Annotated in this window: 25 protein-coding genes, 1 pseudogene and 1 CRISPR repeat array; of the genes and pseudogenes, 9 read left to right on the top strand and 17 right to left on the bottom strand. The window is 41.7% G+C overall.

Annotation, left to right across the window (positions count from 1 at the left end):
- Positions 1 to 39 precede the first annotated feature (39 nt).
- From WN50_RS01250 to WN50_RS01240, 3 genes are all read right to left on the bottom strand, one after another.
- Positions 40 to 1239 (bottom strand): quaternary amine ABC transporter ATP-binding protein, encoded by a 1200-nt coding sequence (locus tag WN50_RS01250; protein WP_046279074.1) that lies wholly within the window; start codon positions 1237 to 1239, stop codon positions 40 to 42.
- A gap of 111 nt (positions 1240 to 1350) precedes the next feature.
- On the bottom strand, positions 1351 to 2460 hold the full coding sequence (gene cas6 / locus WN50_RS01245; RefSeq protein ID WP_046279075.1) for a CRISPR-associated endoribonuclease Cas6: 1110 nt from the start codon (positions 2458 to 2460) through the stop codon (positions 1351 to 1353).
- A gap of 218 nt (positions 2461 to 2678) precedes the next feature.
- Entirely contained in the window at positions 2679 to 2927 is a 249-nt protein-coding gene (locus tag WN50_RS01240; protein ID WP_046279076.1) for a hypothetical protein, read from the bottom strand.
- A gap of 259 nt (positions 2928 to 3186) precedes the next feature.
- On the opposite strand from WN50_RS01240, the gene WN50_RS01235 reads away from it, so the two are divergent.
- On the top strand, positions 3187 to 3819 hold the full coding sequence (locus WN50_RS01235) for a TetR/AcrR family transcriptional regulator (RefSeq protein ID WP_235440789.1): 633 nt from the start codon (positions 3187 to 3189) through the stop codon (positions 3817 to 3819).
- 171 nt (positions 3820 to 3990) lie between these two features.
- Entirely contained in the window at positions 3991 to 4716 is a 726-nt protein-coding gene (locus tag WN50_RS01230) for a GDSL-type esterase/lipase family protein (protein WP_046279078.1), read from the top strand.
- Positions 4717 to 4731: 15 nt separating this feature from the next.
- On the opposite strand, the gene WN50_RS01225 is transcribed toward WN50_RS01230, so the two are convergent.
- The 5 genes from WN50_RS01225 to WN50_RS01210 are packed head-to-tail and all read right to left on the bottom strand — an operon-like array spanning position 4732 to position 8842.
- Positions 4732 to 5808, bottom strand: coding sequence for an SGNH/GDSL hydrolase family protein (locus tag WN50_RS01225; protein ID WP_046279079.1), 1077 nt, complete (start codon positions 5806 to 5808; stop codon positions 4732 to 4734).
- 58 nt (positions 5809 to 5866) lie between these two features.
- Positions 5867 to 7108 (bottom strand): alginate O-acetyltransferase AlgX-related protein, encoded by a 1242-nt coding sequence (locus tag WN50_RS01220; RefSeq protein ID WP_046279080.1) that lies wholly within the window; start codon positions 7106 to 7108, stop codon positions 5867 to 5869.
- Between the two features lie 46 nt (positions 7109 to 7154).
- Positions 7155 to 7307: a transporter associated domain-containing protein gene (locus WN50_RS31630; RefSeq protein ID WP_082172224.1), complete on the bottom strand. Its 153-nt coding sequence runs from the start codon at positions 7305 to 7307 to the stop codon at positions 7155 to 7157.
- Positions 7304 to 7648: a CNNM domain-containing protein gene (locus tag WN50_RS01215; RefSeq protein ID WP_082172222.1), complete on the bottom strand. Its 345-nt coding sequence runs from the start codon at positions 7646 to 7648 to the stop codon at positions 7304 to 7306. Before WN50_RS01215 ends, WN50_RS31630 begins: the two co-directional genes overlap by 4 nt.
- Positions 7649 to 7660: 12 nt before the next feature.
- Positions 7661 to 8842 (bottom strand): RNA-guided endonuclease InsQ/TnpB family protein, encoded by a 1182-nt coding sequence (locus tag WN50_RS01210; protein WP_046279082.1) that lies wholly within the window; start codon positions 8840 to 8842, stop codon positions 7661 to 7663.
- Between the two features lie 92 nt (positions 8843 to 8934).
- On the opposite strand from WN50_RS01210, the gene tnpA reads away from it, so the two are divergent.
- On the top strand, positions 8935 to 9345 hold the full coding sequence (tnpA, locus tag WN50_RS01205) for an IS200/IS605 family transposase (protein ID WP_046279083.1): 411 nt from the start codon (positions 8935 to 8937) through the stop codon (positions 9343 to 9345).
- 48 nt (positions 9346 to 9393) lie between these two features.
- On the opposite strand, the gene WN50_RS01200 is transcribed toward tnpA, so the two are convergent.
- Complete coding sequence (locus WN50_RS01200; protein ID WP_082172228.1) at positions 9394 to 9603, bottom strand: CNNM domain-containing protein; 210 nt, start codon at positions 9601 to 9603, stop codon at positions 9394 to 9396.
- 79 nt (positions 9604 to 9682) lie between these two features.
- On the opposite strand from WN50_RS01200, the gene mfd reads away from it, so the two are divergent.
- From mfd to WN50_RS01185, 4 genes are all read left to right on the top strand, one after another.
- Positions 9683 to 13120 (top strand): transcription-repair coupling factor, encoded by a 3438-nt coding sequence (mfd, locus tag WN50_RS01195; RefSeq protein ID WP_049557525.1) that lies wholly within the window; start codon positions 9683 to 9685, stop codon positions 13118 to 13120.
- Between the two features lie 271 nt (positions 13121 to 13391).
- Positions 13392 to 14228: direct repeats of the CRISPR family, unit length 37 nt; unit sequence CTTTCCAACATTAAATTCCCCGCAAGGGGACTGAAAC.
- Between the two features lie 128 nt (positions 14229 to 14356).
- A complete protein-coding gene (locus WN50_RS01190) occupies positions 14357 to 14908 on the top strand; it encodes a hypothetical protein (protein WP_152964667.1) in 552 nt (183 codons plus the stop codon).
- Entirely contained in the window at positions 14895 to 15485 is a 591-nt protein-coding gene (locus WN50_RS37285; RefSeq protein ID WP_063847358.1) for a class I SAM-dependent methyltransferase, read from the top strand. Before WN50_RS01190 ends, WN50_RS37285 begins: the two co-directional genes overlap by 14 nt.
- A gap of 560 nt (positions 15486 to 16045) precedes the next feature.
- Positions 16046 to 16999 (top strand): 2OG-Fe(II) oxygenase, encoded by a 954-nt coding sequence (locus WN50_RS01185; protein WP_342586720.1) that lies wholly within the window; start codon positions 16046 to 16048, stop codon positions 16997 to 16999.
- Positions 17000 to 17026: 27 nt separating this feature from the next.
- Here WN50_RS01185 and WN50_RS33645 read toward each other — a convergent pair whose 3' ends face one another.
- From WN50_RS33645 to WN50_RS36790, 3 genes and pseudogenes are all read right to left on the bottom strand, one after another.
- Positions 17027 to 17149 (bottom strand): PEP-CTERM sorting domain-containing protein, encoded by a 123-nt coding sequence (locus WN50_RS33645; protein WP_152964666.1) that lies wholly within the window; start codon positions 17147 to 17149, stop codon positions 17027 to 17029.
- A 62-nt stretch (positions 17150 to 17211) separates the two neighbouring features.
- A pseudogene (locus WN50_RS33640) lies at positions 17212 to 17315 on the bottom strand (IS1 family transposase); the annotation flags it as partial.
- 57 nt (positions 17316 to 17372) lie between these two features.
- On the bottom strand, positions 17373 to 18512 hold the full coding sequence (locus WN50_RS36790; protein ID WP_049557522.1) for an Ig-like domain-containing protein: 1140 nt from the start codon (positions 18510 to 18512) through the stop codon (positions 17373 to 17375).
- Between the two features lie 598 nt (positions 18513 to 19110).
- On the opposite strand from WN50_RS36790, the gene WN50_RS01175 reads away from it, so the two are divergent.
- The gene (locus tag WN50_RS01175; protein WP_046279089.1) at positions 19111 to 21033 is read left to right on the top strand and encodes a S9 family peptidase; all 1923 of its coding nucleotides are present in this window, start codon (positions 19111 to 19113) and stop codon (positions 21031 to 21033) included.
- A 169-nt stretch (positions 21034 to 21202) separates the two neighbouring features.
- Here the strand turns inward: WN50_RS01175 and WN50_RS01170 are convergent, their stop codons facing one another.
- The 5 genes from WN50_RS01170 to WN50_RS01150 form a co-directional block, all read right to left on the bottom strand.
- Positions 21203 to 23143: a protein-arginine deiminase family protein gene (locus tag WN50_RS01170; protein ID WP_049557517.1), complete on the bottom strand. Its 1941-nt coding sequence runs from the start codon at positions 23141 to 23143 to the stop codon at positions 21203 to 21205.
- Positions 23144 to 23234: 91 nt separating this feature from the next.
- A complete protein-coding gene (locus WN50_RS01165) occupies positions 23235 to 23897 on the bottom strand; it encodes a hypothetical protein (RefSeq protein ID WP_049557514.1) in 663 nt (220 codons plus the stop codon).
- 114 nt (positions 23898 to 24011) lie between these two features.
- The gene (locus WN50_RS01160; RefSeq protein WP_046279996.1) at positions 24012 to 24464 is read right to left on the bottom strand and encodes a hypothetical protein; all 453 of its coding nucleotides are present in this window, start codon (positions 24462 to 24464) and stop codon (positions 24012 to 24014) included.
- 5 nt (positions 24465 to 24469) lie between these two features.
- On the bottom strand, positions 24470 to 24814 hold the full coding sequence (locus tag WN50_RS01155; protein WP_046279997.1) for a hypothetical protein: 345 nt from the start codon (positions 24812 to 24814) through the stop codon (positions 24470 to 24472).
- Between the two features lie 79 nt (positions 24815 to 24893).
- On the bottom strand, positions 24894 to 25244 hold the full coding sequence (locus WN50_RS01150; protein WP_046279998.1) for a hypothetical protein: 351 nt from the start codon (positions 25242 to 25244) through the stop codon (positions 24894 to 24896).
- A 235-nt stretch (positions 25245 to 25479) separates the two neighbouring features.
- Between WN50_RS01150 and WN50_RS01145 the strand changes: the two genes are divergently transcribed.
- Positions 25480 to 25968: a helix-turn-helix transcriptional regulator gene (locus WN50_RS01145; RefSeq protein WP_046279999.1), complete on the top strand. Its 489-nt coding sequence runs from the start codon at positions 25480 to 25482 to the stop codon at positions 25966 to 25968.
- Positions 25969 to 26171 lie beyond the last annotated feature (203 nt).

Here is a 26171-nt window from a genome sequence, read left to right as displayed (position 1 = left end):
GATTTTTTCCTCTAAATGTGAGGATTTTAGGCTGTTTTTTTAGTTTAAAGTTCCGCTAAATTTGCTAATACTAGCCAAGACATCCGCCTGTTCTAGAACGCCCTGAAACCTTCCTTTTTCATCAACCACCACTAGGCTGTGTTCCTTGCGGTAAAGGTGAAAAATCTCTTCCAAAGGAACGGTTGCTGGAACTGTGGAAAAGTTGGTTTGCATCAATTGAGTGATGTCTTTAATGTCTTGCTTCTCTAGATTAAGCTGTTCGAGTTTGAGGAAACCAATAGGTTCTCTGTCAGAATTGAGGATATAAATATGCTGGAGGTTTTGGCTTTGTATCTGTTGGAGGGCGACTTGATCTAAGTGTTGACCGAGGGTTAAGGAAATTGTTTGACGAGCAATCATTCCTGCTTTGAGGATTTGCCCTCGATTGACATCTTGAATAAAATCACGGATGTAGTCATTAGCCGGTTGATTTAACAGTTCTTCTGGAGTGCCGATTTGAACAATCACCCCTTCTTTCATCACCGCAATGCGATCGCCTAATTTTAAGGCTTCTTGAGTGTCGTGAGTAATAAAGACAATCGTTTTGTTCAATTCTTTCTGAAGTCGTAATAATTCATTCTGCATCTCCCTGCGAGTTAACGGATCGAGGGCGCTAAACGGTTCATCCATGAGCAAAATCTCAGCATCCGTCGCCAAAGCACGAGCCAGTCCCACCCGTTGCTGCATCCCTCCACTGAGAGTGTCCGGTCGATAATCAGCCCATTGAGCCAGCCCAACGACTTCCAAGGCTTCTAAGGCTTTTCTACGACGTTGGGTTTTGTTCATCCCGCGTAACTTCAGCCCATATTCCACATTATCGGCAACGGTTCTATGAGGAAATAAGCCAAAATGCTGAAACACCATTGACACTTTTGTGAGGCGAATTTGACGAATTCGTTTTTCATCCACATGGGCAATATCTTCATCGTCGAGATAAATCTGTCCACGGGTTGGGGTAATCAAACGATTAATACAACGCAGGAGAGTCGATTTACCAGAACCGGACAACCCCATCACCACAAAAATTTCACCCTGGTTAATGGTAAAAGACACATCTGCAATGCCGAGAACCTGACCTGTGGCTTGCAAAATCGCTTCTCGGTTGGCTCCCTGTGAAAACAGTTTCAGTGCAGCACGACAATTATCTCCATAAATCTTGATGAGATGTTCGATGCGAATTTTTGCTTTAGGATCACTCATGAATTACCCACCTGAACCTCATCTGTTTTAATGTCAGCCGAAACGCTTATTTGCAATGGAAGGGCTTGATGTTTGGCTTGGGGAGAATAAATTCACCCTCAACTGAAAAGATTAATCCGTTTCGCGCAATGCCCGACGCGCCAGTTTGGCGTAGGTTTTCACCGTTTCATAGGGCATTTCCAAGTCTACTGCGATCGCAATCAAAGATTCTCCATCTTCGCGACGGGCTAAAATTGTCGCCCAAGTTTCCGCAATTTTTTGAGTGCGATTTCCCCCCGTGCGCTTTCGTTGTGTGGTGAACTGTTCAGCTAACTCGGCAATCCGTTCACCCAATTGTTGTGAACTTGAAGGAATAACTTCTATTTCCTCAACCTGCCACTGGCAAAGGGTTTGTCCCAAGCCAAAGGTTGTTTTATGTCCGGTTCCACAATAAGGAGCAAACCGCCCCAAAGCATAAAATAATTGTTGATTTTCCGCAGAAGCTAAAGAAGATTTTTTCGATAAACCTAATTCAATTGCCCCGGTAAATCCCGTTACCATTCCCCGTTTTCCGGCAGCCACTTTTGCAGAAGCGATCTGATGGCGTTGAATAATCACCGACTCATCCACCCAGTCTAAGAAAGACTCTTGTTCAACAGGAAGATTAGAAAAATCATTCCAACGCCGTAAGTAGCTATGAAACAAATTCGTGGGGAGAGGCAGGGGAAAATGATGACCTTTGCGCCGAAAACTGGTAGGACTCAGAAAACTCAAATTAATCCTAGCAGGTTTCGGAATCGGCGCATCAAAAAGTTGACGATAAGTTGTTGGGGCTAAAGCAATTTGGCAAGATTGAATTGTTAACGGTGCATTTCGCAATTCAACCTGTGGAGGTAAACGTTTAACCCACTCCGCTAACCAGCCTACAACAGGCTTAGACAAAGCCGTAATAGACCAAAGATAAGTCTGTTCTGGTTGCAATTGCAAGTGTTTTCCCGACATTTTCAGCCCACCTTCCAACCCCGAAAGCGTAAAAGGCTTTTCTGACTCTCCATCGTGAAGATAAGCCGATAAGTCCGGGTTCGTTTGTCGCACTTGGTCAAGAAACCAAGCATGAAGCCCGATAGTATATTGAGGATACAGCAAATCTGCACCACTCGGACGCAGAGCTAAAGCTAACCCCACCAATTCAGTTTCAGTAGACCAACTTAAGGAAGTCGTTTTTGTTAAAGACCGTTTCACGCATTGAAGTCCTCATAAAAGAGTGATCTCCAACTCAGTATAAACCGTTTTTTTACCCAATAAACCTTTTTCTCTGGCGAGGGTTCCCCCGAGGGATATTATTAAATTTTTATAACTACTCTAGAAGAAGGTTGTCAATTTTTTTGGCGTTCATTGCCTAGCAATGCCCTAAGTCCCTGCACATGAATCAACGGATCTGTTGTCAGATTACCCTGAGATTAGTGATACTGAATTTGAGAGACGGAAATTGCTAAACCTGTTGTGGGGTCTGTCATTTCGTAGCGAGAAATGGTGACTTTTTCCGGTTTAGTGAGATTGAGTTCTTGGTTGTGATCACTCTTGAAAGATGTTTGAGGCGTTTCAGCAGTTATGCCCATCATACTCATCGTAATTAAGGCAATCGCAGCAGAAAGTTTTAAGGAGGTGTTGAGGTTTTGAGGGTGGGGTCTGATGGATTTACTAAGCATGATCAATTGTCCTAAAAATAATGATGAAATTGAAAGAATGGAATCGTCAATCGCTGAGGGTAATGAACTGTTTCTCGATCTGAGTTGATTTCACCAAACCCTCTTTATGTAGAACGGTCTGTATATTTATATTATGTAGACAGGTCTGTATATTGTCAAGCCAGTTTGGAAAATTGCTTTTGTGTGAGGTTAGCTCTTGGCTCTTGGCTGTGTACCCCTGGAAATTGTCTCCGGGTGCGACTTCAAGGGAGAATGCGATATGATTATATTATACAGACCTGTCTACACAGATGCTATGGTAAAGACAAAATCATCCTCTCGTTCCTCTGTCCGCGATCGCATTTTGGCGACGGCATCTGAACTGTTCTACTCCGAAGGGGTGCAGAATGTCGGCATTGATCGGATTATTGCGGAGTCGGGTGTTGCGAAAATGTCGCTGTATAACCATTTTAAGTCTAAGGATGCCCTAATTGCGGCTTGGCTACAACAGCAGGATGAATGTTGGCGGACTTGGTTTCAAGAGGCGGTGGAACGCTTGGCTACGAAACCAGAAGATCGGGTGTTGGCGATTTTCGATGCGCTGAAAGAATGTTTTGAGCAGCCTGATTTTCGCGGCTGTGCTTTTCTCAACTCGGCGGTTGAGTTAGTTGATCCAGAACATCCGGGTTATCAGGTTTCTTTGGAGCATCAGCAGGCGAATTTTGATTATATTCTCTCTCTGGTGAAAGCGGCTAATTTGCCTGATGCGGAGGAACTAACTCAACAGTTGGTAATTTTGGTGGTGGGTGCGACGGTGGTTGCCATGATGGAGCGTCGTTCCGAAGCGGCTATGCAGGCTAAACAGGCGGCGTCGGTGTTGATTGGGGCTTCTCGATCTAAAAATCTATCTTGACAACATTTTTCATTGCTCTAGTTTAACACAGATAAGATTTGCGATAAACTACATAGACAGTTGTCAATCTGCGCGGAAGAAAGATCCGCTTGATTGACCTGCCTCTCCCGCCCCACCCATGAAGGGATGGGGAATTCCCGGCAGTTTCTATTAAACCCGAACCTAAAACCTATGCAAGCATCAGTCGCTTGGAGTTCCCAATCATCAGTTCTTCGCTTACCCCAACCCGTTCATCGTCATTCTTTGAGACTTGTTGCTTTGGGCGATAGTCTAGTTTATGGCTTTGGTGATCCTGAAGGTGGAGGTTGGGTTGAACGACTGCGACGACAATGGATGTCACCGGGTAGTCCGGGTCATGTCGTTTATAATCTGGGTGTGCGAGGAAATCGAGCGGTTCAGGTGCGAGATCGGCTTGAACACGAATTCCGTCATCGCGGTGAACTGAGAAATCGTTTTCCTGATGTGATTATACTCTCAGTTGGAGTCAATGATAGCGCTAAAGTTCAATCCCCTCAAGGTCGCAGTTATACGGAGATTGAACAATTCCAAACGGTAATCAATAGTTTACTGAATTGCGCCCAAAATCTTTGTCCGGTTTTGTTTGTCGGAATGGTTCCGGTTGATCAGACGAAAATGCCATTTCAAGATTGTTTATATTACAATCACGAAAATCAATTTTGCTACAAAGAAGCGACTCGTTTAGCTTGTTTAGAACGAAATATCCCCTATCTTGATATTTTTCAACAGTGGTTAGAACAAGGTGAAACGTTCTGGAAATCGCGCTTGAGTGTAGATGGTTTACACCCGAACACTATCGGTTATCAAACGTTACTGCAAGATGTCCTCAATTGGGAACCGATTGTTCACTTGAGTCGCACCCATTCTCAGTTCATCTAATTAGAGATCACAAAATTATCTAAACAGATGAGGATATTTTTGAGAAAGATTGTTAAATAAAACGTCTGCGGCTAGTTGATTTCCGGCAATATTCCAGTGAGTATCATTGGGTTTGTAGAGTCGTTGTTGACTAGAAGCGGCGATAAACTCATCCATTACATCAATATAGTCTATCTTGTTTTGTTGAAAGGTTTCCTGTAACATTCGGTTCGGAATTCGGAAATCTAACTTATCTGGATCATCCGAATCAAATCTTTCGACAATTTTGGCTTGCAGCTTTTGATCCACCTGAACTTCATCAGGAATAATCACCACCACTAGCTTAATATTCCGATAGTCGCAGATTTCCTTAATTTTGATAATATCACTGACGGCATCTTCTACATAGCTCTCAAAGATGTCATCAGCCGGATTTTTAACGAACATATTGCTTTTGTTTTTGGTATCCTTTAAGTAAAATTCATCGTTTTGGGTGGGTGCATTGTCAACGTATGTTAAACTATTATTGGGATTGAAAACTAAGCCTTCATACTGGGTTTGAAGTTTAATTAGCGATCGCACAAAAGAAATCACATAGGATTGATATCCTACTCGCTCTTTTGCTTTGAATTGATTATCCATAAAATCATTGCCAATATAAAAGGATAGCAACACCATATCCGGTTGATATTCTAACCCTTCATTGATTAACAAAGACAGATAATCTTTTGGCCCCATTCCAGGAATTCCCATGTTTATTAACTCAATTTTTTGATTGTTTTGATTGAGTTTTTCTTCTAACAGGGTGAGATAATTGTGTTGATAGGGAACAATTCCAAAGCTGAAAGAATCTCCAATGCCGATAATTCTATAAGTTCCGGCGGGTGTTTTTAAGGGATATTCTACATCTTTAAACCCTTGGGAATTTAAGGTGAATTCAAAATCCTGAGAATGGGGTTTTCCTCGCCAACGGTTGTAAGATTGATCGGGAAAGAGAAAGGTTGGGTTGATTTTGTGGTAAATTCTGAAGGTTATTTCTGATAAAATACAGGTAATTGAGGTAATAATTAAGGTTTGCAAGAAGAACGATTTAACTTGTTTGATTTTGATCATTTTCAGTTCCAATTTGTTGACTAAAGATTGATATTGCTACAGAGACTTAAATTCCTAGCTAATTTTTAGTCCTCTGAAGAGGACTGTTACTATCAGACAGGGACTTAAAGTAATTATCCGTATTTTTTCGTAAATTTTCAAACAAAATCTCAGCCGCGAGTTGATTTCCCGCAGAATTCCAATGAGGTTCTTGGAGAAGATAGAGATGTTGTTTTTGTTGTTCGGTTTTGAACCGATCTAAAAAATCGATGTAGGGAATATTCTGGGCTTCTAGATGTTGTTTGAGGATATCTTGCATACAGTTGATTTGATATTTATTGGGGTTCAGTTCAAATTCTTCAATAACTTGATTAAACAGCTTTGGGTTAACCTGAAACTCATCGGGATAAATGGCGACAATAAACTGAATATTTTGGTCTTTGAGGATTTGATTCATTTCTGAAACACTGTTGAGAATGTAGTTAATATTTTTATCTCTCTTTCCCTCGGCTAAGTCATCTTTTCGGCAAAAACTTAAACGATGTTTTTCAACTTCTAAAAAAGCTTCAAGCGAGAGGATACCGGGCGATTTTTCAACGGGAGGAGTAGGGTTAATATTAACAGTTTGAGGACTGGAAGACGCAATTAAACGTTCAGTTGGTTGTAACGCTTGTTTGGATTTTGCAGCTTCTTGAAAGATTTTATATTTTTGTTGGATAAATAGCCATAGCCTCGACTGTCCGATCATGGGATAACCCAAGATTACTAATTCTTCCCGTTTGTCAATATCAATATAAATATCATTGACAATAATTCGTTTACGGTTAGGATCAGCATCAATAAAGTCATTTCCCACAAAAAAACCCAAGACGACTAAATCAGGATTGTATTGTAAACCGAACTTTTTTAACATCTCCAACTGTTCCCCGGTGTGGGTTCCGGGATAACCTGTATTAATCACCTCGACTTGAGATTGACCATAATATTCTGTGAATTTATTTTCTAACAATGTGGTGTAATTTCCCTCTTTTCCCCCCGCCCAGTTAAAAGAATCACTAACAACCAGCATCCGAAATTTATCGGGTTCTTTTTCTAAGGGATAATCTTGGTCATTAAACCCAAATTGATTATTTCCATTGGCGTAGGGACGAATTTTAAAGCCTAAATCTTGGTCGTATTGATAAAGTCCTTTAAATAGATAAGGTTCTAGGACAATCATCAAAAATTCTACTAAAAATAAAGGAACAACTGTCCAACAAAACAGTAAAATTAAAGTTTGACGAACTTGTTTAAGCCGAAGTGACTTGAGAGATTTTAACATAGACTTCAAGATCTAAAATGAGTCAGACATTCTACGATAGCAATCTTTAATCCAACTGTCTAGGGATTGGGTTTCTAGAAATAGGCATGACTAATACTTTATCAACTCGGTTTCCATCCATATCAACCACTTCAATTCTTAAACCCTTCCATTCAAAATGATCTGCAACTGAAGGAGTACGACTGAAATGAGTAATCACAAAACCGCCAACGGTGTGATAATTTCACGGGGACAGTCCGGCGAACCCAATTTTGAGAGCAAATTCATCGGTTTAGCAATAATAACCGCAATCCGTTCAGGATGATTTAACGCTAACCGTTTTGGAACTAATTCCCCAAAAATTAAAGATAAATAAGCAATCAAACTAACCACAACGGCTAAAGCGATGACATCACTATAAGGATCTAAAATAGGAATTTGACTCAGTTCAACCGCTAATTTTTCCGCCAACGTCGCTCCGCCAAACGCTCCCGCTAAAATTCCAATTAGTGTAATCCCTACTTGCACCGTCGTTGACACTCCCTGCGCTCTCTGCGACAGGGATTCTACATTCTACGTCAGAATTTGCTCTAACAGGTTTTCACCAATTAGAGTAGAGACTCCAACTCCTGTAGCGTTAATTCGGGAATGCCCTTCCCTATTTTTAGTTGAATTCAAAATATTTTTAGCAGCGTTTGTGTCTCTATGAAGCTTGCATCCACAACGACAAATATGGGTGCGAGTTGATAGAGACTTTTTAACGATTACCCCACAATTACTGCATTTTTGTGAAGTGTAGTGGGGTGAAACAGCAATTGCTAATTTACCAAATTTAGCTGCAAAATATTCTATCCATTTCCGAAACAAATACCATCCTGCATCGCTAATTGACTTAGCTAAACAATGGTTTTTTATCAAATTTCTAACACTTAAATCTTCGTAGGCGACTACATCGTTTGATGTGCATACGTTACGCGCTAGTCTTTTAGCGTGTTCATTCCGTTGTCTACTTACCTTTAAATGTTTTTTGGCGTAAACTTTTCTACTTTTCCGTCTCCCCGATGAACCTTTGACCTTTTTATAGATTTGTCTCTGAGATTTTTTAATAGACTTTTCGGCTTTTCTCAGAAACTTAGGATTTGGTTCTTGATAACCGTTGGAATCTGTATAGAAAGATTCTACACCAACATCTAGACCAATTTCCTTTCCAGTTTTCGGTTGAATATCGGTAATAGTAATATCCAGACAGAACTGGCAGTAATAACCATCAGCACGACGGAGAAGTCTAACTCGCTTGATAGACTTAACTGGGTACTGATGGATATCCCATTTTCCCAAAAGTTTAAGCTCACCAATCCCTTTTTTGTCAGTTATCGTGATTCGCCTTTTGGTTGGATTAAGCGCCCAACCCGACGTTTTATATTCAACGGAACGACAATCTTTTTGGAAACGAGGATATCCTTTCTTCCCAGGTTTTTTGGATTTACAATTTTCGTAAAAACGAGAAATTGCCAACCATGCTCGTTCAGCAGCAGCTTGTACTGCCATTGAGTTTAGGTCTTTGACAAAGGTGAATTCAGAACGTTGTTCTGTAGAATACTTGTTTAAAGCAAATCGATTAATTTTGGCTTCTTTAGGTGCGTCCATCCAATAACGAATTGACTTGTTTCTAATGAACTGTACCGTTTTAATCGCTTCATCAATCGCTCTGTACTGATGAAGCTTTGCTTTAACTTTGTATTCGAGAACTATCATTGATTCGACCTCTCAATGGGTTGTTTGCTTGCTACTATCAACTTTAACACGGTAAGCTGGTTTTGTCGATAAGAACAAGTAGACAACCCAAGATGAAACTAAAGTCTATAGATTACAAGCATTACAACCATTCAGTCGGATTGGCTTGTGTCCATCTCGTCTGGATTCCAAAAAGAAGAAAGCCTGTGCTAACTGGAGATGTAGCAACACGCTGTCGGGAGATATTTTATGAATTGGCAATTGAGAAAGAATGGGAGATTAAAACCCTGGAAATAGCTCCTGATCATATTCACTTGTTTATCTGTCATCAACCTGATTATGCCATTAATCAGATTGTGCAAGCTTTTAAAGGGAGATCATCACGTTATCTAAGAAGAGAATTTCCTCATTTATTGAAACTTCCTAGTCTATGGACTCGCTCATATTTTCACACTACTGCTGGTAGTGTTAGTTCTAAAGTTATCATGGAATATATTAATGATCCTCATCACAACACGCATTAACAGACAGGCGCTTAAAAGCGCTACCTTGCCTTCGTCCACTCACTAAAGTTACGTGGTTTTCGGCTGCGTCAATAATAAAAAGCGATTTGGGGTATTCGCCAATTCTAGGGCGGTGTGGGCTTTTTGATTCCCGGTATTGGCTAATTGTTGCAAACGAGCCTTGCGAGATGATACGATCGCGATCTCACACATCGCAAACACACCATTGATCAAAACCAACAGCAGCACAATCAAAATTTCACCGAGAACCGTAAACATTTTGAAAATCCCCATTAACGAATCGCTAAATTCTCTACAATGTTAGAACGACTTCCATTGCAGTATCCCTAAAGCGTCTATGACATTTTCTGCGATTGTTCGGGCGACTGCTCGATCGCCGCTAACCCGTGAACTGCTGACCAAACTCAATCAACATCAATCACTGTACCTCAACGGAGTCTCACGGCTACCGAAAGGACTGGTGGCTTCGGCTTTAGCCCAAGAAGCAGGACTGAATTTATTTGTTGTCACCGCCACTCTAGAAGAAGCAGGACGCTGGTCAGCCCAACTGGAAGCGATGGGTTGGTCTTTGGTTCATTTTTATCCGACGTCTGAGGGTTCCCCCTACGAACCTTCCTACTCAGAAGAAATGATCTGGGGTCAAATGCAGGTGTTAGCAGATTTGGTCAACCTCGGTGAAAAAAACCCAGAAAATGGGAAAATTGCGATTGTTGCCACTGAGCGATCGCTACAACCTCATCTTCCCCCAGTAGAAGCCTTTAAACCCTACTGTCTCACCCTCAAACGGGGAATGAGTCAAGACTCCAAACAACTCGATGAACAACTGGCGACTCTGGGTTATGAACGAGTTTCCCTGGTTGAAACTGAAGGTCAATGGAGTCGTCGCGGTGATATTGTTGATATTTTTCCGGTTGCGGCTGAACTCCCGGTGCGTTTAGAATGGTTTGGTGATGAACTTGAACGCATTCGAGAATTTGACCCGACAACTCAGCGATCGCTCGATAAAATAGAGCAATTGGTTCTCACGCCGACTGATTTTACCCCTTGGGGAATTGGGACTGAAAATTGGAAAATCGACCAAAGCGCCTGTTTACTTGATTATTTACCCGAACTAACGTTAGTTGCGGTTGATGAACCGGATCAATGTGCGGCGCATGGCGATCGCTGGTATGATCATATCGAACAGAGTTTGTTAGAACAAAACCCCTCAAATAAACATCCCAAACTTCATCGTTTGTTTAAGGACTCTTTCGCTGACATTTCCGCCCGCTTTGATCGGCTGTATTTGTCGGAACTCACCGAAGTTCATCCTTCTCCATTGGTTGCAGGTTCGCCCAGTCTCAACCTTTCTAGCCGTCCTGTTCCGATCATGCCTCATCAATTTGCCAAACTCGCCGATCTGATTCGTCAAGAGCGTAATCGTCATTTTTCCATATTCTTGGTTTCTGCACAACCGAGTCGTTCTGTCGCCCTGTTGTCTGAACATGACTGTCCATCAAAATTTGTTCCCAACCCTCGCGACTATCCCGCGATTGATGGTTTAATTAAAGATACTCCCGTTGCGCTGAAATATACCGGACTGGCTGAACTTGAAGGGTTTATTTTACCGACCTTTCGGTTAGTTGTGGTGACGGATAGAGAGTTTTATGGTCAACATTCTCTCGCTACTCCCAGTTATATTCGCAAACGGCGTCGGGCGGCTTCTAAACAAGTTGATCCGAATAAACTCCGTCCGGGAGATTATGTGGTTCATCGTCAGCATGGAATTGGGCAGTTTATTAAGTTAGAAAGTCTGACGATTAATAATGAAACCCGCGATTATTTAGTGGTTCAATATGGTGATGGGTTGTTGCGGGTGGCGGCGGATCAATTGGGAACCTTATCTCGGTTTAGAAGTACAGGCGGGAAAGTTCCTATACTGAATAAACTCTCCGGTAAAGCTTGGGAGAAAACCAAAAATAAAGTCAAAAAAGCGATTCAAAAATTAGCCGTTGATTTGCTGAAACTCTACGCCCAACGCGCCCAACAAACGGGGTATAATTATCCTCTAGATACGCCTTGGCAACAAGAACTTGAAGACTCTTTCCCCTATCAACCGACTCCCGATCAACTGAAATCAACTCAAGACGTTAAACGGGATATGGAAGCGGAACGTCCGATGGATCGTCTCGTTTGTGGAGATGTGGGCTTTGGGAAAACTGAAGTGGCAATCAGGGCGATTTTTAAGGCGGTAACTGCTGGAAAACAGGTGGCATTTCTCGCGCCAACCACGATTTTAACGCAACAACATTATCATACTCTAAAAGAACGATTTGCGCCCTATCCCATAGAAATTGCCTTGTTAAATCGCTTTCGCACAACGGCTGAACGCAGAGATATTCAACAACGGTTAACAACTGGGGAAATTGATATTATTGTGGGGACACATTCGATTCTCAGTAAAACAATTCAATTCAAAGATTTGGGCTTATTAGTCGTCGATGAAGAACAACGGTTTGGGGTGAATCAAAAGGAAAAAATTAAACCCCTCAAAACTCATATTGATGTTCTAACATTAACCGCCACTCCTATTCCTCGGACTTTATATATGGCGTTGTCGGGAATAAGAGAAATGAGTTTAATTACCACACCGCCTCCCTCTCGTCGCCCGATTAAAACTCATTTATCTCCCTATAATGAGGAAACGGTTCGCACGGCGATTCGTCAAGAATTAGATAGAGGCGGACAAGTGTTTTATGTAGTTCCGCGTATTGAAGGCATTGAGGAAAAATCAGCTAAAATTCGCGAAATGGTGCCAAGCGCGAGGATAGCTGTTGCTCATGGTCAAATGGATGCGGAAGAATTAGAATCAATTATGCTGACCTTTAATGCGGGGGAAGCTGAGATTTTAGTCTGTACAACGATTATTGAATCGGGCTTAGATATTCCTCGGGTGAATACGATTTTAATCGAAGATGCCCATCGGTTTGGGTTAGCCCAATTGTATCAGTTAAGGGGGCGGGTTGGACGTTCGGGAGTTCAAGCCCATGCTTGGTTATTTTATCCCGTTGCTGCCGATGGACGGGCTATCTTATCGGATGATGCCCGCAAACGGTTAAAAGCCATTCAAGAGTTTACCCAGTTAGGTTCGGGCTATCAACTCGCGATGAGAGACTTAGAAATTCGCGGCGCAGGTGATATACTGGGAGCCGAACAATCGGGTCAAATGGATGTAATTGGATTTGATCTTTATACGGAGATGTTAGAAGAATCGATTCGGGAAATTAAAGGTCAAGAAATCCCGCAAGTGGATGATACGCAAATTGATCTGACTTTAACCGCGTTTATTCCTTCTGATTATATTCCCGATATTGATCAAAAAATGAGCGCTTATCGAGAAGTTGCCTCTTGTAATAGTCGCGATGAACTGGTAAGATTAGAAGAGGATTGGTGCGATCGCTACGGCCCAATACCCACACCCGCCCAACAGTTAATTCGGGTGATGGAACTCAAACAAATTGCCAAAAAACTCGGTTTTTCTCATATCAAACCCGACAAGGAAACCAAACAACATATTATCCTCGAAACGCCAATGGAAGAACCCGCCTGGAATTTGTTAAAAGAGAAGCTTCCGACTCATTTACATTCTCGGTTTGTTTACAGCAAAGGCAAAGTCACGGTTCGGGGTTTAGGGGTGATGAATGCCAGTAAGCAACTGGAATCTTTAATTGAATGGTTAGATAAAATGCAGGATGTTCTCAGCGAGAAGAAGGAAGAAGTGATTCAACTGGGTTAATCTCCTGACATCCTCGGGTTGGGGGTAGACAAAATCAGAAGGCTGTTTTACTATGTAAACAGTTAGATTTTTCGTGAACCGAAGCTACGGCGAAAACCCCAGGGGGTTCACGAAAATCGCCAGAACCTCGACAAATGAATAGTTTCACAGTTTCGGTTGTTGGTAAAAGATGCCGGAGTCGGGATCTTTCGAGGGCTGAAATGAACCTAATTTTTAGGTTTGCCAATTTCGGCTTTAGAATGACTACCCAGACTCACCTTCAGTCGGCGGACTTTCCAACATTAAATTCCCCGCAAGGGGACTGAAACTAACGTGCTGTTGGGGTCAAAAAGAATTGCAGATGCTTTCCAACATTAAATTCCCCGCAAGGGGACTGAAACACAATCTTGTGATTAGCAACCGTAAGAATTTCTTCCTTTCCAACATTAAATTCCCCGCAAGGGGACTGAAACTTCACGGAGTTCGGAGTTACTGATACCCGTTGTTTCTTTCCAACATTAAATTCCCCGCAAGGGGACTGAAACACTTAGCCTGAGTCATATCAGGTAACTTAGCCTGAGTCTTTCCAACATTAAATTCCCCGCAAGGGGACTGAAACCAGTCTTTACTTCAAAAGCAGATGTATCAAAACCAACTTTCCAACATTAAATTCCCCGCAAGGGGACTGAAACATTTCTTATTATTAATTATCCCGGGTTTAAAGTTAGCTTTCCAACATTAAATTCCCCGCAAGGGGACTGAAACAAATTCCGTATCTTTCTCTAAGAATTTTTACCAACTTTCCAACATTAAATTCCCCGCAAGGGGACTGAAACAGTTCTACTAACTTCTGCTCAGTTGGATTTAAACTCTTTCCAACATTAAATTCCCCGCAAGGGGACTGAAACAAGAAGAACTTATCGGCGCGTATCGTTTTCAAGTCTCTTTCCAACATTAAATTCCCCGCAAGGGGACTGAAACAGTCCAGTCACAACGTCCTGACGGCCGTTCGTATTCATCTTTCCAACATTAAATTCCCCGCAAGGGGACTGAAACTTTTATCCGTTGAAGAAGAACATGAATTAGAAGCGGCTTTCCAACATTAAATTCCCCGCAAGGGGACTGAAACTCCTAATTTGTTTAATGTTTTCCCCGCAGATGCTTCACTACGCATCTGTTTTTTATTGTAAGTGGTGTACTAAATTTTGTCAAGTGTCATTTGACAACACTTTACGGATACACCAAAAATAGTGTAAAGTGGGATTTGAAGTTATTGTAGGTATTCAAATGCTGATAAAGCGAACAGTTATCGCCACAGCACCGGATGATTTTGGTGAAAAAGTCAAACACGCTTGTGAGACGTCGCAACTACCGATTGGTGATATCTGCCGGATTGCGGGTATTTCCAGAGAATTCCTTCACGCGGTAACAATTAATAAATACCCTCACATCAGTGAGGATAAATTTAATGCGCTATGCTATGCGCTTGAGAAAAAGCCTGAAGATTTCGGGGTGCGGTGGGAAGACGCGGTAATTCACCGCCCAGATTCTGAGAAAGTCGCTCAAAAGCTTGCAAAGCGTCCCATTGAAAAACCCATTGATTTGGCGCAAATGCACCATATTTTGAAATTAAATCAGCAAAAACCCATGCGTTTAACGGAAAGTCTTATCCGAGCGCATATTGCTAAGGGTGACTTTGAGGAGTGGTCAAAGTCGGTTTGTGGTGTTGCGTACCGAGCTTATCAGCTTGAGAAACATTATCCCTGGCGGTTTGAGAAAGTAGAGGCACAAAGTCATGCAACAGCTTAAGTTAATTTCTCAAAACGATGAAATTTCTCAAAATTGGAGTCCCGACGATTGGGAGACTCCACCGATTTTAGCTGAGAAAATTGTACAATTATTAACCCCGTTTGAAATCACGGTCTTAGAGCCTTGCGCTGGTCGGGGTCGTTTAGTAAAAGCTTTAGCTGAGAAAAACCGATGGGTTGAAGCGTATGAAATTTCTCAAAGTCGTTTTTCTCAGCTTGAGAAATTAGCAACTCATCAAGTTGTTGTCCATCACTATGATTTTCTCAAAGTGGACGCTGAGGCCCGATGTGCTGTTGATGTAGTGGTTGCCAACTTCCCGTTTTCTCAAATTGTAAAATTCATTGAGCATTCAATGAAATTTCTCAAACCCAATGGTCGCCTTCTGATGCTTGCACCATTAGACTGCTTCTGTGCCAAGAAACGAAACGCAGAATTTCTCAAACTCAATTTACATATTCACGCTATCCATCCCATTGTGGGGCGTGTGGCTTACCTGAAAAATGGAAAGTCAGAAAACAATCGTCAAATCTATGATGCAGTTTTTGATATTAGAGATTATCAAACTTTCCAACATTAAATTCCCCGCAAGGGGACTGAAACTCAGCATCACAGAAATATTCTTGCTGATTAGTCTCCTTTCCAACATTAAATTCCCCGCAAGGGGACTGAAACGTCTCTATTTCGGCATTGCAGGCTTGAATCTAAGTGACTTTCCAACATTAATTTCCCCGCAAGGGGACTGAAACTAAACGCGGGACTTTCATAAAAATCCCGAATAGGGACTTTCCAACATTAATTTCCCCGCAAGGGGACTGAAACGTTCGTTCTTCAAAGTCTCGGCACTAGAAACCCGGTTTCTTGAAGAAACCGGGTTTCTGGTTGTTTCTGGTTTGTACCTCATAGGAGCGTACACCGCTATATTAAAGTAGGAATATTTTTTCGATTTCATATAAAATAGATGCACAAACCAGAAAAGTTTCTAATACCAGTAATAGGATTAGTTCGGAGATAGCCTACTTCTATCGGATAATTAAACAGTGCTTGGATAATTGCTTAATGTCGATGGTCAGTAGTAATTCATAAATGTTGACTCTCCCGAGTTAATAGACATCTATACTGCTTCCAACTGCCAGCCCGATGCTTGCACTACTCTATTGCCGAGTTGAACCCCCTTATGCCATGATAGAGAATAAGTCAGAATTTGGTGGAAAGATGGCTCACGATATCCTTTCTGTTGACCGACTCAAACAGTTAACTAACCTATCGATAGAAACTTTAGAATCTCTGCTAAAAAGTCCTGATATTTCTTCTCAACAAAAAGCAGAAATTGCCTTCAAAATATTAGAAATGGTGGGAGTTTCACCTGAAAACTTCAAACCTTCTAGCATTTCTCCCTCAACCAATGGCTTTTCTAAACCCATTCAACCCTCACCCAAAACCGAACCCGTTCCCGCGCCAGACTATCAATCTGTTATCCAAACAGAGTCTTTATTTTTACCCGCAGATCATGTTTTTATTGAAAACTTTTTGTCTCCAGAAGAGAACCAAAAAATATTAGAAATAGCTTTGAGTAAAAGCGATCAGTTCGTCGGTTCAACAACGACAACCCAAGCCGTGAACTACCGTCAGTCTTCTATCTTATACGCGACTTTATTTCCTGATTTTTATAACTTGATGAGAAACAAACTCTTACAAACTTGCCCGGAAATTTGCCCGAAACTCAATCATAAACCCTTTAACGTTTCTCAAGTGGAAATGCAACTCACCGCCCATAACGACGGTTGCTTCTATAAAATTCATAATGACTCAGGCAGTGAAAAAACTTATACTCGTGTGATTACCTATGTCTATTATTTCCACCAAGAACCGAAGCAATTTTCAGGCGGAGAATTAAGACTCTATGAAACTGAACTGAAAGCAGGTTCAGCTATTAGCCATAACAACTACAAAACCATAGAACCTCGCAATAATAGCATCGTCTTTTTTGACAGTCGTTGCAAACATGAAGTTATGCCAGTTTGCTGTCCCTCCCGCAAGTTTGAAGATGGGCGCTTCACCCTCAACGGTTGGTTACGACGAGAAGACAATTAATAAACTTTTACTCAGTTAATTGTTGGATTAGGACTTATGAGGCTGGAAGAATTTAAACAATCCCCCAATAAACCCTAATCCTAAAAGTGCTGAAGGTTCAGGAACGTCTTGAGATTTAGAGGGTAACTCAGCCGTTTGAATTTCAGGCAATTTTCCTGTAAACTGGTAGTTATAAAACTCTACACTGGGCGTTGCTGAATCAGACTATGAATCTATGCCGGCACTGGAACATCGTCAAACTTGAGGTGAGGTAATGAATTAGTAATCGAATCGAATGCTTCAACATTTCCACCCATTTGGAGTAACAGAATGTTTTGCAATACACTCACCAGTGCCGTTCACTTTATTTGTGACGTTCTCTGTTTAAAACAGCTTAAACACTTACAAAGTCATTTGCTGTTAAACTTGTCGCATCCACACTAACTAAGGTTGCCAACACCTCTGAAGTTGAAGTCAAGATAATATTACTACCCGAGAAAGACAGGTCGCCAAATCCGATGCCACCGGACAAACCGATGCTGTCAGGAGTCTGGAAGTCGGTAATGGTATCAGTTCCATTGCCGGGGGCGAGGACAAATACATCGGGTCCCAAACCACCCGTTAAGATATCGTTGCCAAGACCGCCATCGAGGAGATCTGGGCCGTTATCGCTACCGTCACCGCCCAAAGTGTCATCGCCTTCACCTCCGTAGAGTTCATCGGCACCGTTACCGCCGGACATCCAATCGTTACCCCCAGTACCGATGAGGATATCTTTTTGATTTCCGCCATTGAACATACCTCCGACTTCGACTGTCACAGAACCAATATCTGTGTCAGTACCATCGGACACGGTATAGTCAAAACTGGCAGTACCGCTAAATCCGGAGGTCGGAGTGAACACGACATCCCCATTGGCATCCAAGGCAACAGTACCGTTTAGGGGATTACTCACTTCGGTCAGGGTGAGAGGGTCGCCATCTTCGTCGGTGTCGTTGGCGAGTAGGTCGGCGGCGAGGATGGTCTGGGAACTGTTTTGAGCGGCAGTTGCACTATCATCAACGGCAACTGGTGCAATGTTCAGTGGTGCGAACTCAAATGCAAAGTCATCATAACCAATCCCACCCGGATCTGTGATGGTATTGATATTAATGCGGGTAATGTTTGTGAATGTTGATAAATCCACAAGCTCTGGGGTAAAACCGTTACCATCAGTGATCAGATCGACAGTTGTAGTCAATCCATCGGCGGTATAAACATCGATGAGTGCGGCTGTACCATTGGTGTCATCGCCAATCGTGAAAAACGAAAAATTATTGACGGGTGACTCGAAAGCAACGTCAAGGGTTAGGTTTCCATCCAACCCGCCATTTTCATCGAATGTACCGATTAGGTTGGGTGCAGAGGTTCCGAAAATTCCTGCAATTGGAATTGCTACAACAGACCCCGGATCGGTTGAAAATGTGACTCCAGAATATTGATCGCTGACGACTGTATTTCCGGCTAACTCATCGAAATTTATGATTGTTGTCATTTATGGGGTTACTTACCTGCTGTTTAAAACATACAAATTAAACTTTATTTGACAAACTAAAAAAATACAATGACTTTCATCAAATCTTTACATTGGTGGAAATCAAGTGGTGAAAATTTGAGGATGTCGTTAGCTGCTGCGATTGCTCGGGTAACTGGAGTTTCTTGACACTGTTTTGCCAAGGCGCGGGTGCATCAATTTAAGTTAACCGTCAGTCACGGACGGAGCTTGTGTCCCGTTTTTCTTGGTCAAAAGCAAAAAAAACAATGGATTTGGCTTGCAATTGACGCATTGACATACTCCCCATTTCTAAAGAAAGGGGATTCTTAGCTATTGCTAATTCTTGGTTCATCAACACCACTTATTAAGTCGGATATCTCCTCGTCAGCAGAGGCGGAAGTCACGCCCTCGCTTTCCGCTCAACTTTGGTAACGTTCTATCTCTAGAGAGCTAGCTAGAATGAGGAGGCGATCGCATTTTACCCCGTGCGGAAACGCCAAATTAAACCGGAAGACAACTCAGACTCTATCTTTTGAATCAACCTTCTGGAACAATCTAAGCTAAAATACCCTGTGACCTGCACTAAATTCAGAGATTAATGACGGATCGAACTGTAGCCCCCTATGGATCTTGGACATCTCCCATTACAGCCGATCTAATTGTAGCGGGAACGGTTGGACTCGGAAGTGTCGCTTGGGATGGAGAAGATATTTATTGGTTAGAAAGCCGTCCCTCAGAAGCAGGACGCAGTGTATTAGTCCGACTGACTCCCGAGGGTCAGCAACAGGATGTCACCCCCCCACCCTATAACGTTCGGACTCGCGTTCACGAATACGGCGGCGGATCTTATACTGTTCATCAAGGAGTTGTCTATTTCTCCAACTTTGCCGATCAACGTCTCTATCGTCAGGTCATTCACAACAGCCCTATTCCTCACGAAGTCACCCCAGAACCCGTGACACCAGAAGGAAACTATCGTTACGCTGATGCGGTGATTGACACCCAACGTCAACGGTTAATCTGTGTGCGAGAAGACCACACCGCAACAGGTGAACCCGTTAACACCATTGTTAGCATCAATCTCAACAACGCTGAAGACATGATTATTTTAGCTGAGGGAATGGATTTTTATGCCTCTCCTCGCCTCAGTCCCAATGGTTTACAACTCTGTTGGATAAGCTGGAATCATCCGAATATGCCTTGGGATAACAGCGAACTTTGGTTAGCTTCTGTACAAGCGGATGGTTCCCTCGCTAACCCCAAACTGGTGACAGGCGGTAAAGAAGAATCGATTTTTCAACCTCAATGGTCGCCGAAAGGTGTACTGTATTTTGTCAGCGATCGCTCCGAGTGGTGGAACTTTTATCGTTATCGATCGGGTCAAATCGAACCCCTCTATCCCATTCCTGCCGAATTTGGCTTACCGCAATGGGTGTTTGGAATGTCTACCTACGGCTTCGCTACTGCCGATGGGATTATTTGCACCTACACTGAAAAAGGAAACTGGTATCTCGCCACTTTAAATGGTCAGTCCCAACAACTGCAACAGATCCATATTCCCTATACTTCGATCTCGGGAATAAAAGTCTCTGGAGGGCGTATTTTATTTATAGGCGGTTCGGCTACCGAACCCAGTGCAGTTGTCCGACTGAACTTTTCTGATGGGGAAATGTCGGTGTTGAAACGTTCAACCGATATTGACATCGATGAGGGCTATCTGTCTGTCGCCGAACCGATCGAATTTCCCACTGATAACGATCAAACCGCCTTTGGCTTCTTCTATCCTCCTACCAACAAAGATTACATCGCCTCACCCAGCGAAAAACCGCCTCTGTTAGTCAAAAGTCATGGTGGCCCGACGGCAGCGACTTCTAGTAGCCTCAGTTTAAAAATTCAATACTGGACCAGTCGCGGCTTTGCAGTTTTGGATGTTAACTATGGCGGAAGTACAGGCTATGGACGGGAATATCGTCAACGCCTCAAAGATAACTGGGGAATTGTTGATGTCAATGACTGTGCAAATGGGGCGAAATACCTGGCAGGGCAGGGTTTAGTGGATGGCGATCGCATGGCAATTACAGGCGGTAGTGCAGGCGGTTATACAACATTATGCGCCCTAACGTTTACTGATGTGTTTAAAGCAGGGGCGAGTTACTACGGCGTCAGTGATCTAGAAGCGCTCCTTCGAGATACACACAAGTTTGAGTCTCGCTATTTAGATAATTTAATCGGGCCGTACCCTGAAGCGAAAGATCTCTATATTCAGCGATCGCCTATTCATCATACCGAACAGTTGTCCTGTCCGGTGATTTTCTTTCAAGGCTTAGAAGACAAGGTAGTTCCGCCTAACCAAGCCGAAACAATGGTGGAAGTGTTAAAAGCCAAGGGGTTAACGGTTGAATATGTGCCGTTTGAGGATGAACAACATGGGTTCCGCAAAGCTGAGAATATTAAACGGGCGATCAAAGATGAGTTTGGCTTCTATGCTAAGGTGTTCGGTTTTGAACCTGCGGACTCTTAGAGTTGGTGTTAGGTAGACCCGAAAAAAGATCTGTTGTAGGATCAGTTTGATTCGATTTTTGGCAAAGCCAAACGGAGGAAAAACCCCAGGAGGTTTGCCAAAATCGCCAGAACCTTAAAAATTGAATAGTGTCACCGTTTCGGTTGTGGGTTTAGAATGCGGGAGTATGTCAAATATCAAACGCACCATCGGGCTTAAACTCCCACCATTTTTTATGAGTAAAGGGAGAACGTAAAGTATTGGTTCCGCAATGAACTTCCCCTGACATTTCATGGTAGGGATACCAATTGTCAATAAACTTACAGGTTTGTTCAGGAACCGCCTTGCGGAATGCAGCTTCAAAGGCACATTCTCCATTAATGATAGGCCCGTAAGGTTTAGGAACCAGACTGACATTTCCAATCACTAAATGATTGATCATATCAGGGAAGTAAGCGAGAGTTCGTTCTTTAGCAGGAGGATAAAACAAAACCGGAATATCAATCAAATCAGATTCATCTAATCCTAATTCTAGCTTGAGGATTTCTCGATTAAGATCCATGTGGCTTTGAAAAACAGCATTCGCTTCCCAAAATTCTTGATCATCAAGAAGTTGATCAATGGTAATTTCTGCGGAGAAGGAACTGTCTGGACTGTTTCGATTTTGACCTTCAAACATTAAAGTCGAACCATATCCATCATTGCTGAGAGATTGTAATAAGGCTAGACAACTCCCTGGAGAAGCCAGCAATACTTTAAATCCTTTAGCATTATTAGCCGGGATAAAACAAATAATTTCATCAACATGACCAACGGCTAGCCAATCTGTATAGATTTCAATCGGACTTTGGACTTTTTGAGCATAAAGAAAACTCCGAATTTGTGGCATCATTTGTCGGGTTTCTTCTCCAAAATCTCCATATTTTCGACCTCCAAACACGATGCGACCTAAAGGATATTCTCGTCCATTAACGGTAACAGGAGGACTGACTTCTAAGTTTCCAAAAGAATCCAAAGAATTGGGGGTACTTCCGCCAATTTGAAAATGTCCAAAGTCAGGCTTTAGTAATTCGGCTTCGGGAAATCCGTCTAATTCTCGATCACGCGGACTATCAAAAACAACAGGAAGAATATGACTACTACTTTCACAATAGCCAAACTCAATTTCATCTTGAATCCAGCGATCGCCGTTATGTTGAGAAGGGGGTAGAATGATTAGGGGAATGTCTAATTCATCGAGTGCTTCTCGAAGCTGTTTCAGAAAGTTAGTATTAGGATTAAAGAAATCTTCTGAAATTTCACAGGTGTAAACTTTTTCAACGGGGAGAGTATTTGGAGTCATAATCCAAGGTGCGACTCGGAAGACGACTTGATCGGTTCCAATCACAACTCCATTGTGTCGCAAATGAACTTCAATCGTAATTAATCCTTCAAAAAAAGAACCGGGATATTGAAGCGCTTCGACAAAGAATGTTTCCCCAGTCGCAGCAAGAGGGGCTGAGATCGAAATTGCATTGCTATCTGCTAATAGGGGATCTTTCCCTAAAATTCGACGAAACCCATCAATGGTTTTTTTGTAGACACAAAAACGTTTTGCTGCATCGGGTGTAGCGTACAAAACGATTTCTACTCCTTTCGGTAAATCAGTACAGCCTGTTGGTGCAAGCACTAACTCTGAAAGTTCAGAAAGAGATTCGGAACTTGGATTAAAATCTGATAAATCGCGATCATTATTAACCAGTAAAATAGCACCCGGACTATTTTCTCCCCAAACCCAATTGTTACAGTTCGTTTCTGTTAAATCAACTTTGCCATCTCGATTGGCATCATTAATCAGTTGAAGCTTTAGGGTATAGAGTTCGAGTTCTATTTGATTAACAATAGTCTCATTAATCCGATGTTCTAAAACGGCTGTTCCCCGTCCCGGTTGATCGCCATTCACCAGAAGCCGACTTTCTAATTCATCAGCCGCATTAATAGGAGAATTGATCTCAAACGGCATCCAGTCTCTTTGTCCAGAATGATAAACTGTTAAATTCGTTGCTGCCCGTAAAATAATTTGTCCAGATAAAGCTGGAAAATTCGTTCGTGAAGGTTGTCCTAAGACTTGAAATATTGTCCGTTTGTCCACGTTTATGCTTCCTTTAGACGTTCAAAAATAAACGTCAAATTAAATTTGTCTCTAGAGGTTTACTCTTTAGTTCGTCTACAGTTTTTGGGAATCAGGAAAATAATAGTAAAGATATATAAATATTTAGCGAATCAACCCTATTGATTTTCAGCAGAAACCAATATACTCTGATTAACACGTATTTTGTAATATTAGAGTTTTTTGACCTGATATTACTCAAAATACCAGTAGGTTGGGTTGAGGAACGAAACCCAACATCACCATCATCTTTGGTACGCCTTTCCTGCGCGATCGCACCAACGGGTTGGGTTGAGGAACGAAACCCAACATCACCATCATCCCTTACGGTTGAGGAACGAAACCCAACATCACCATCATCCCTTACGGTTGAGGAACGAAACCCAACATCACCATCATCCCTTACGGTTGAGGAACGAAACCCAACATCACCATCATCCCTTACGGTTGAGGAACGAAACCCAACATCACCATCATCCCTTACGGTTGAGGAACGAAACCCAACATCACCATCATCCCTTACGGTTGAGGAACGAAACCCAACATCACCATCATCCCTTACGGTTGAGGAACGAAACCCAACATCACCATCATCCCTTACGGTTGAGGAACGAAACCCAACATCACCATCATCCCTTACGGTTGAGGAACGAAACCCAACATCACCATCATCCCTTACGGTTGAGGAACGAAACCCAACATCACCATCATCCCTGACTCCTGTTGTACATGACACAACTTTGATCAGCGATCGCACTTAACTTTAATAGGGTAAACGGAATGCGATCGCCTTGTAAACTATGATATATAATTGTCTCTTTCTGGGTTAAAATTTAAGTTGTTAAAACAATTATCCCACCCGAGCAATCAATAAATTCTTATTAAAAAGATCTTGAAGTTTTTTATAATCTTTTTTAAGTTGCTTATGATCTTCAGTGCGCTCAGTGTTATAAGTATTTTCTTTTTTATTTTTGGTGTTTTTATTGCTAGTTTTACTTAAAAATCCGTGACGTTTTCCAATAGCTGATAGTATTTCATCCGACATCAGAAAATAACCCGTGTTTTCAAAAAAATCGACCTTATTTTCATTAAAAATTTGAGTAATATCTGGGTCTAAATTATGTAAAACCGGATTAATTTTAACAATTTCTTCAAAGAGAATTTCCTTTAGTTTATCATTTTCTTCTAAATTGCTTTGACCGATTAATGCTTTGAGAGCATCAGAAATATTTTGAGGTTCAAAAGACTCGGCTACCTTTCCCGTAAACACCTTAATCTTATAAAAATATAGCTGTTGTGACATTTTAATTATTTACCTCGTACTCGGTTAATGTAGTTGACTAACTCAGGTAAAGTATTAACTTTTGCTAAACTGTCAACAAGTTTTTGTACATGATCACAATCATAATACCTAATATCTACATCTGGATGACGAGATTGTAAATCCTCTATGACTGCTTTACCTTCATCATTTAGATAGTTGACTGGAAACACATACCGATAGCCGCTAGGCTTACTTCCGCCTTTCCATCTTTGCTCTAAATCCTTGATCGCTGACTTGAGATATGATGTACTGAAATTGCCTCCCATTTGAGTTGGAGATGTTTTGCATTCATAGATATTGTTACCCTGTTGAAAAAATTGTGATTCCATTGTTTTCCTGTTGAATAGAGTTTGACTTTATGACTCATTATTTGATGTGAAGCTGTTTTAAAAATTGACTTGAATCAATTTAAGATGCTTTGCGACGAAAATGTGCTTTTACTGAAGATTGATTCCCTAACTTGCTTGTACGAATGTGGCCGCTAATAGCTATAATTTTTCCTTCCATCAAACCTGTAATTAACTCATCTGCTCTGGGAGATAAAGCTACAAAATCAGTACAGGGTTCATTGGGTTTTAAATTGTCTACATAATCAATCCCCGGTTTCATACCAAATTGATTCATTAAGTCTTTTAGTATAGACTTAAATGTATTATCAATTACGTCACCTTGTTGGAAGGGATTGAGTTTTTTCCAATCCGATAATGATTCAAGAGCTTGACTCAACGCATTTTTGATAGGTTCAAATGAAATTTGCATTGACTTTAATCCTTTAATTTTCTGTTTTGTAGCTTACTGTTTCGATCAAGTTTTCACTCAGTAGAAATACCACTGAATAAAATTCTGCTTTCAAAGAGAATGATGTCTGGTGATGAACTGTATACAAGGCTGATGTGAGCTTCTATATTCAGCATAGACTAGCTAAAAACAGGTTATACCTAACAAAAATCATGAATTGTGTTAGGATTACATCAGGAATTCACTAAACTCTCCTATGTCCACTGACGAACAGTTCAATCAGGCTGCACAAGATTGGGACTTGGAAACCTTGTATATTGACCTCGCCTCCGCAAAAGGTAAGCGTCTAACTCCGATGGAGAAGCTGCATCTGCGAGGGTTGCTGTGTGGTTATAGTCCGGCTGAAATTGCAGAAAAACTGGGTAAAAATCCTAAAGGGGTTGAGACTGATCTCTGTGCGACTTTATATAGGTATATAAAAAGTTTGTTAGATAAGTGTGATGAGAGAATAGAAAACTGGAGAAATGTTGCCGAATGGTTAGATGCTGCGGGATACAAACGTAAATCTTCTTCTGAAGTTCCGCTTGAGAGTTTATTACCGGAAAAGAGTGTTGTTAATATCACGAATATTAATATTGAAAATAATCAATTAGTTATTGCGTTTAATTTGCGGATACCGACTTCAAAAGTCTCTGAACTCTCAATTCCAAATTTAGATTTAGGGGATGAAGGTTTTAAGGTTTAATAAAAGTAGGTTGGGTTAAACGAAGTGCAACCCAACTTTAGCCAGTTTTAAGGTTTAATAAAAGTAGGTTGGGTTAAACGAAGTGCAACCCAACTTTAGCCAGTTTTAAGGTTTAATAAAAGTAGGTTGGGTTAAACGAAGTGCAACCCAACTTTAGCCAGTTTTAAGGTTTAATAAAAGTAGGTTGGGTTAAACGAAGTGCA

This window comes from Limnoraphis robusta CS-951, assembly GCF_000972705.2.
The sequence above is the reverse complement of the archived record's forward strand: the minus strand, read 5'-3'. Positions and strand labels throughout refer to the sequence as shown.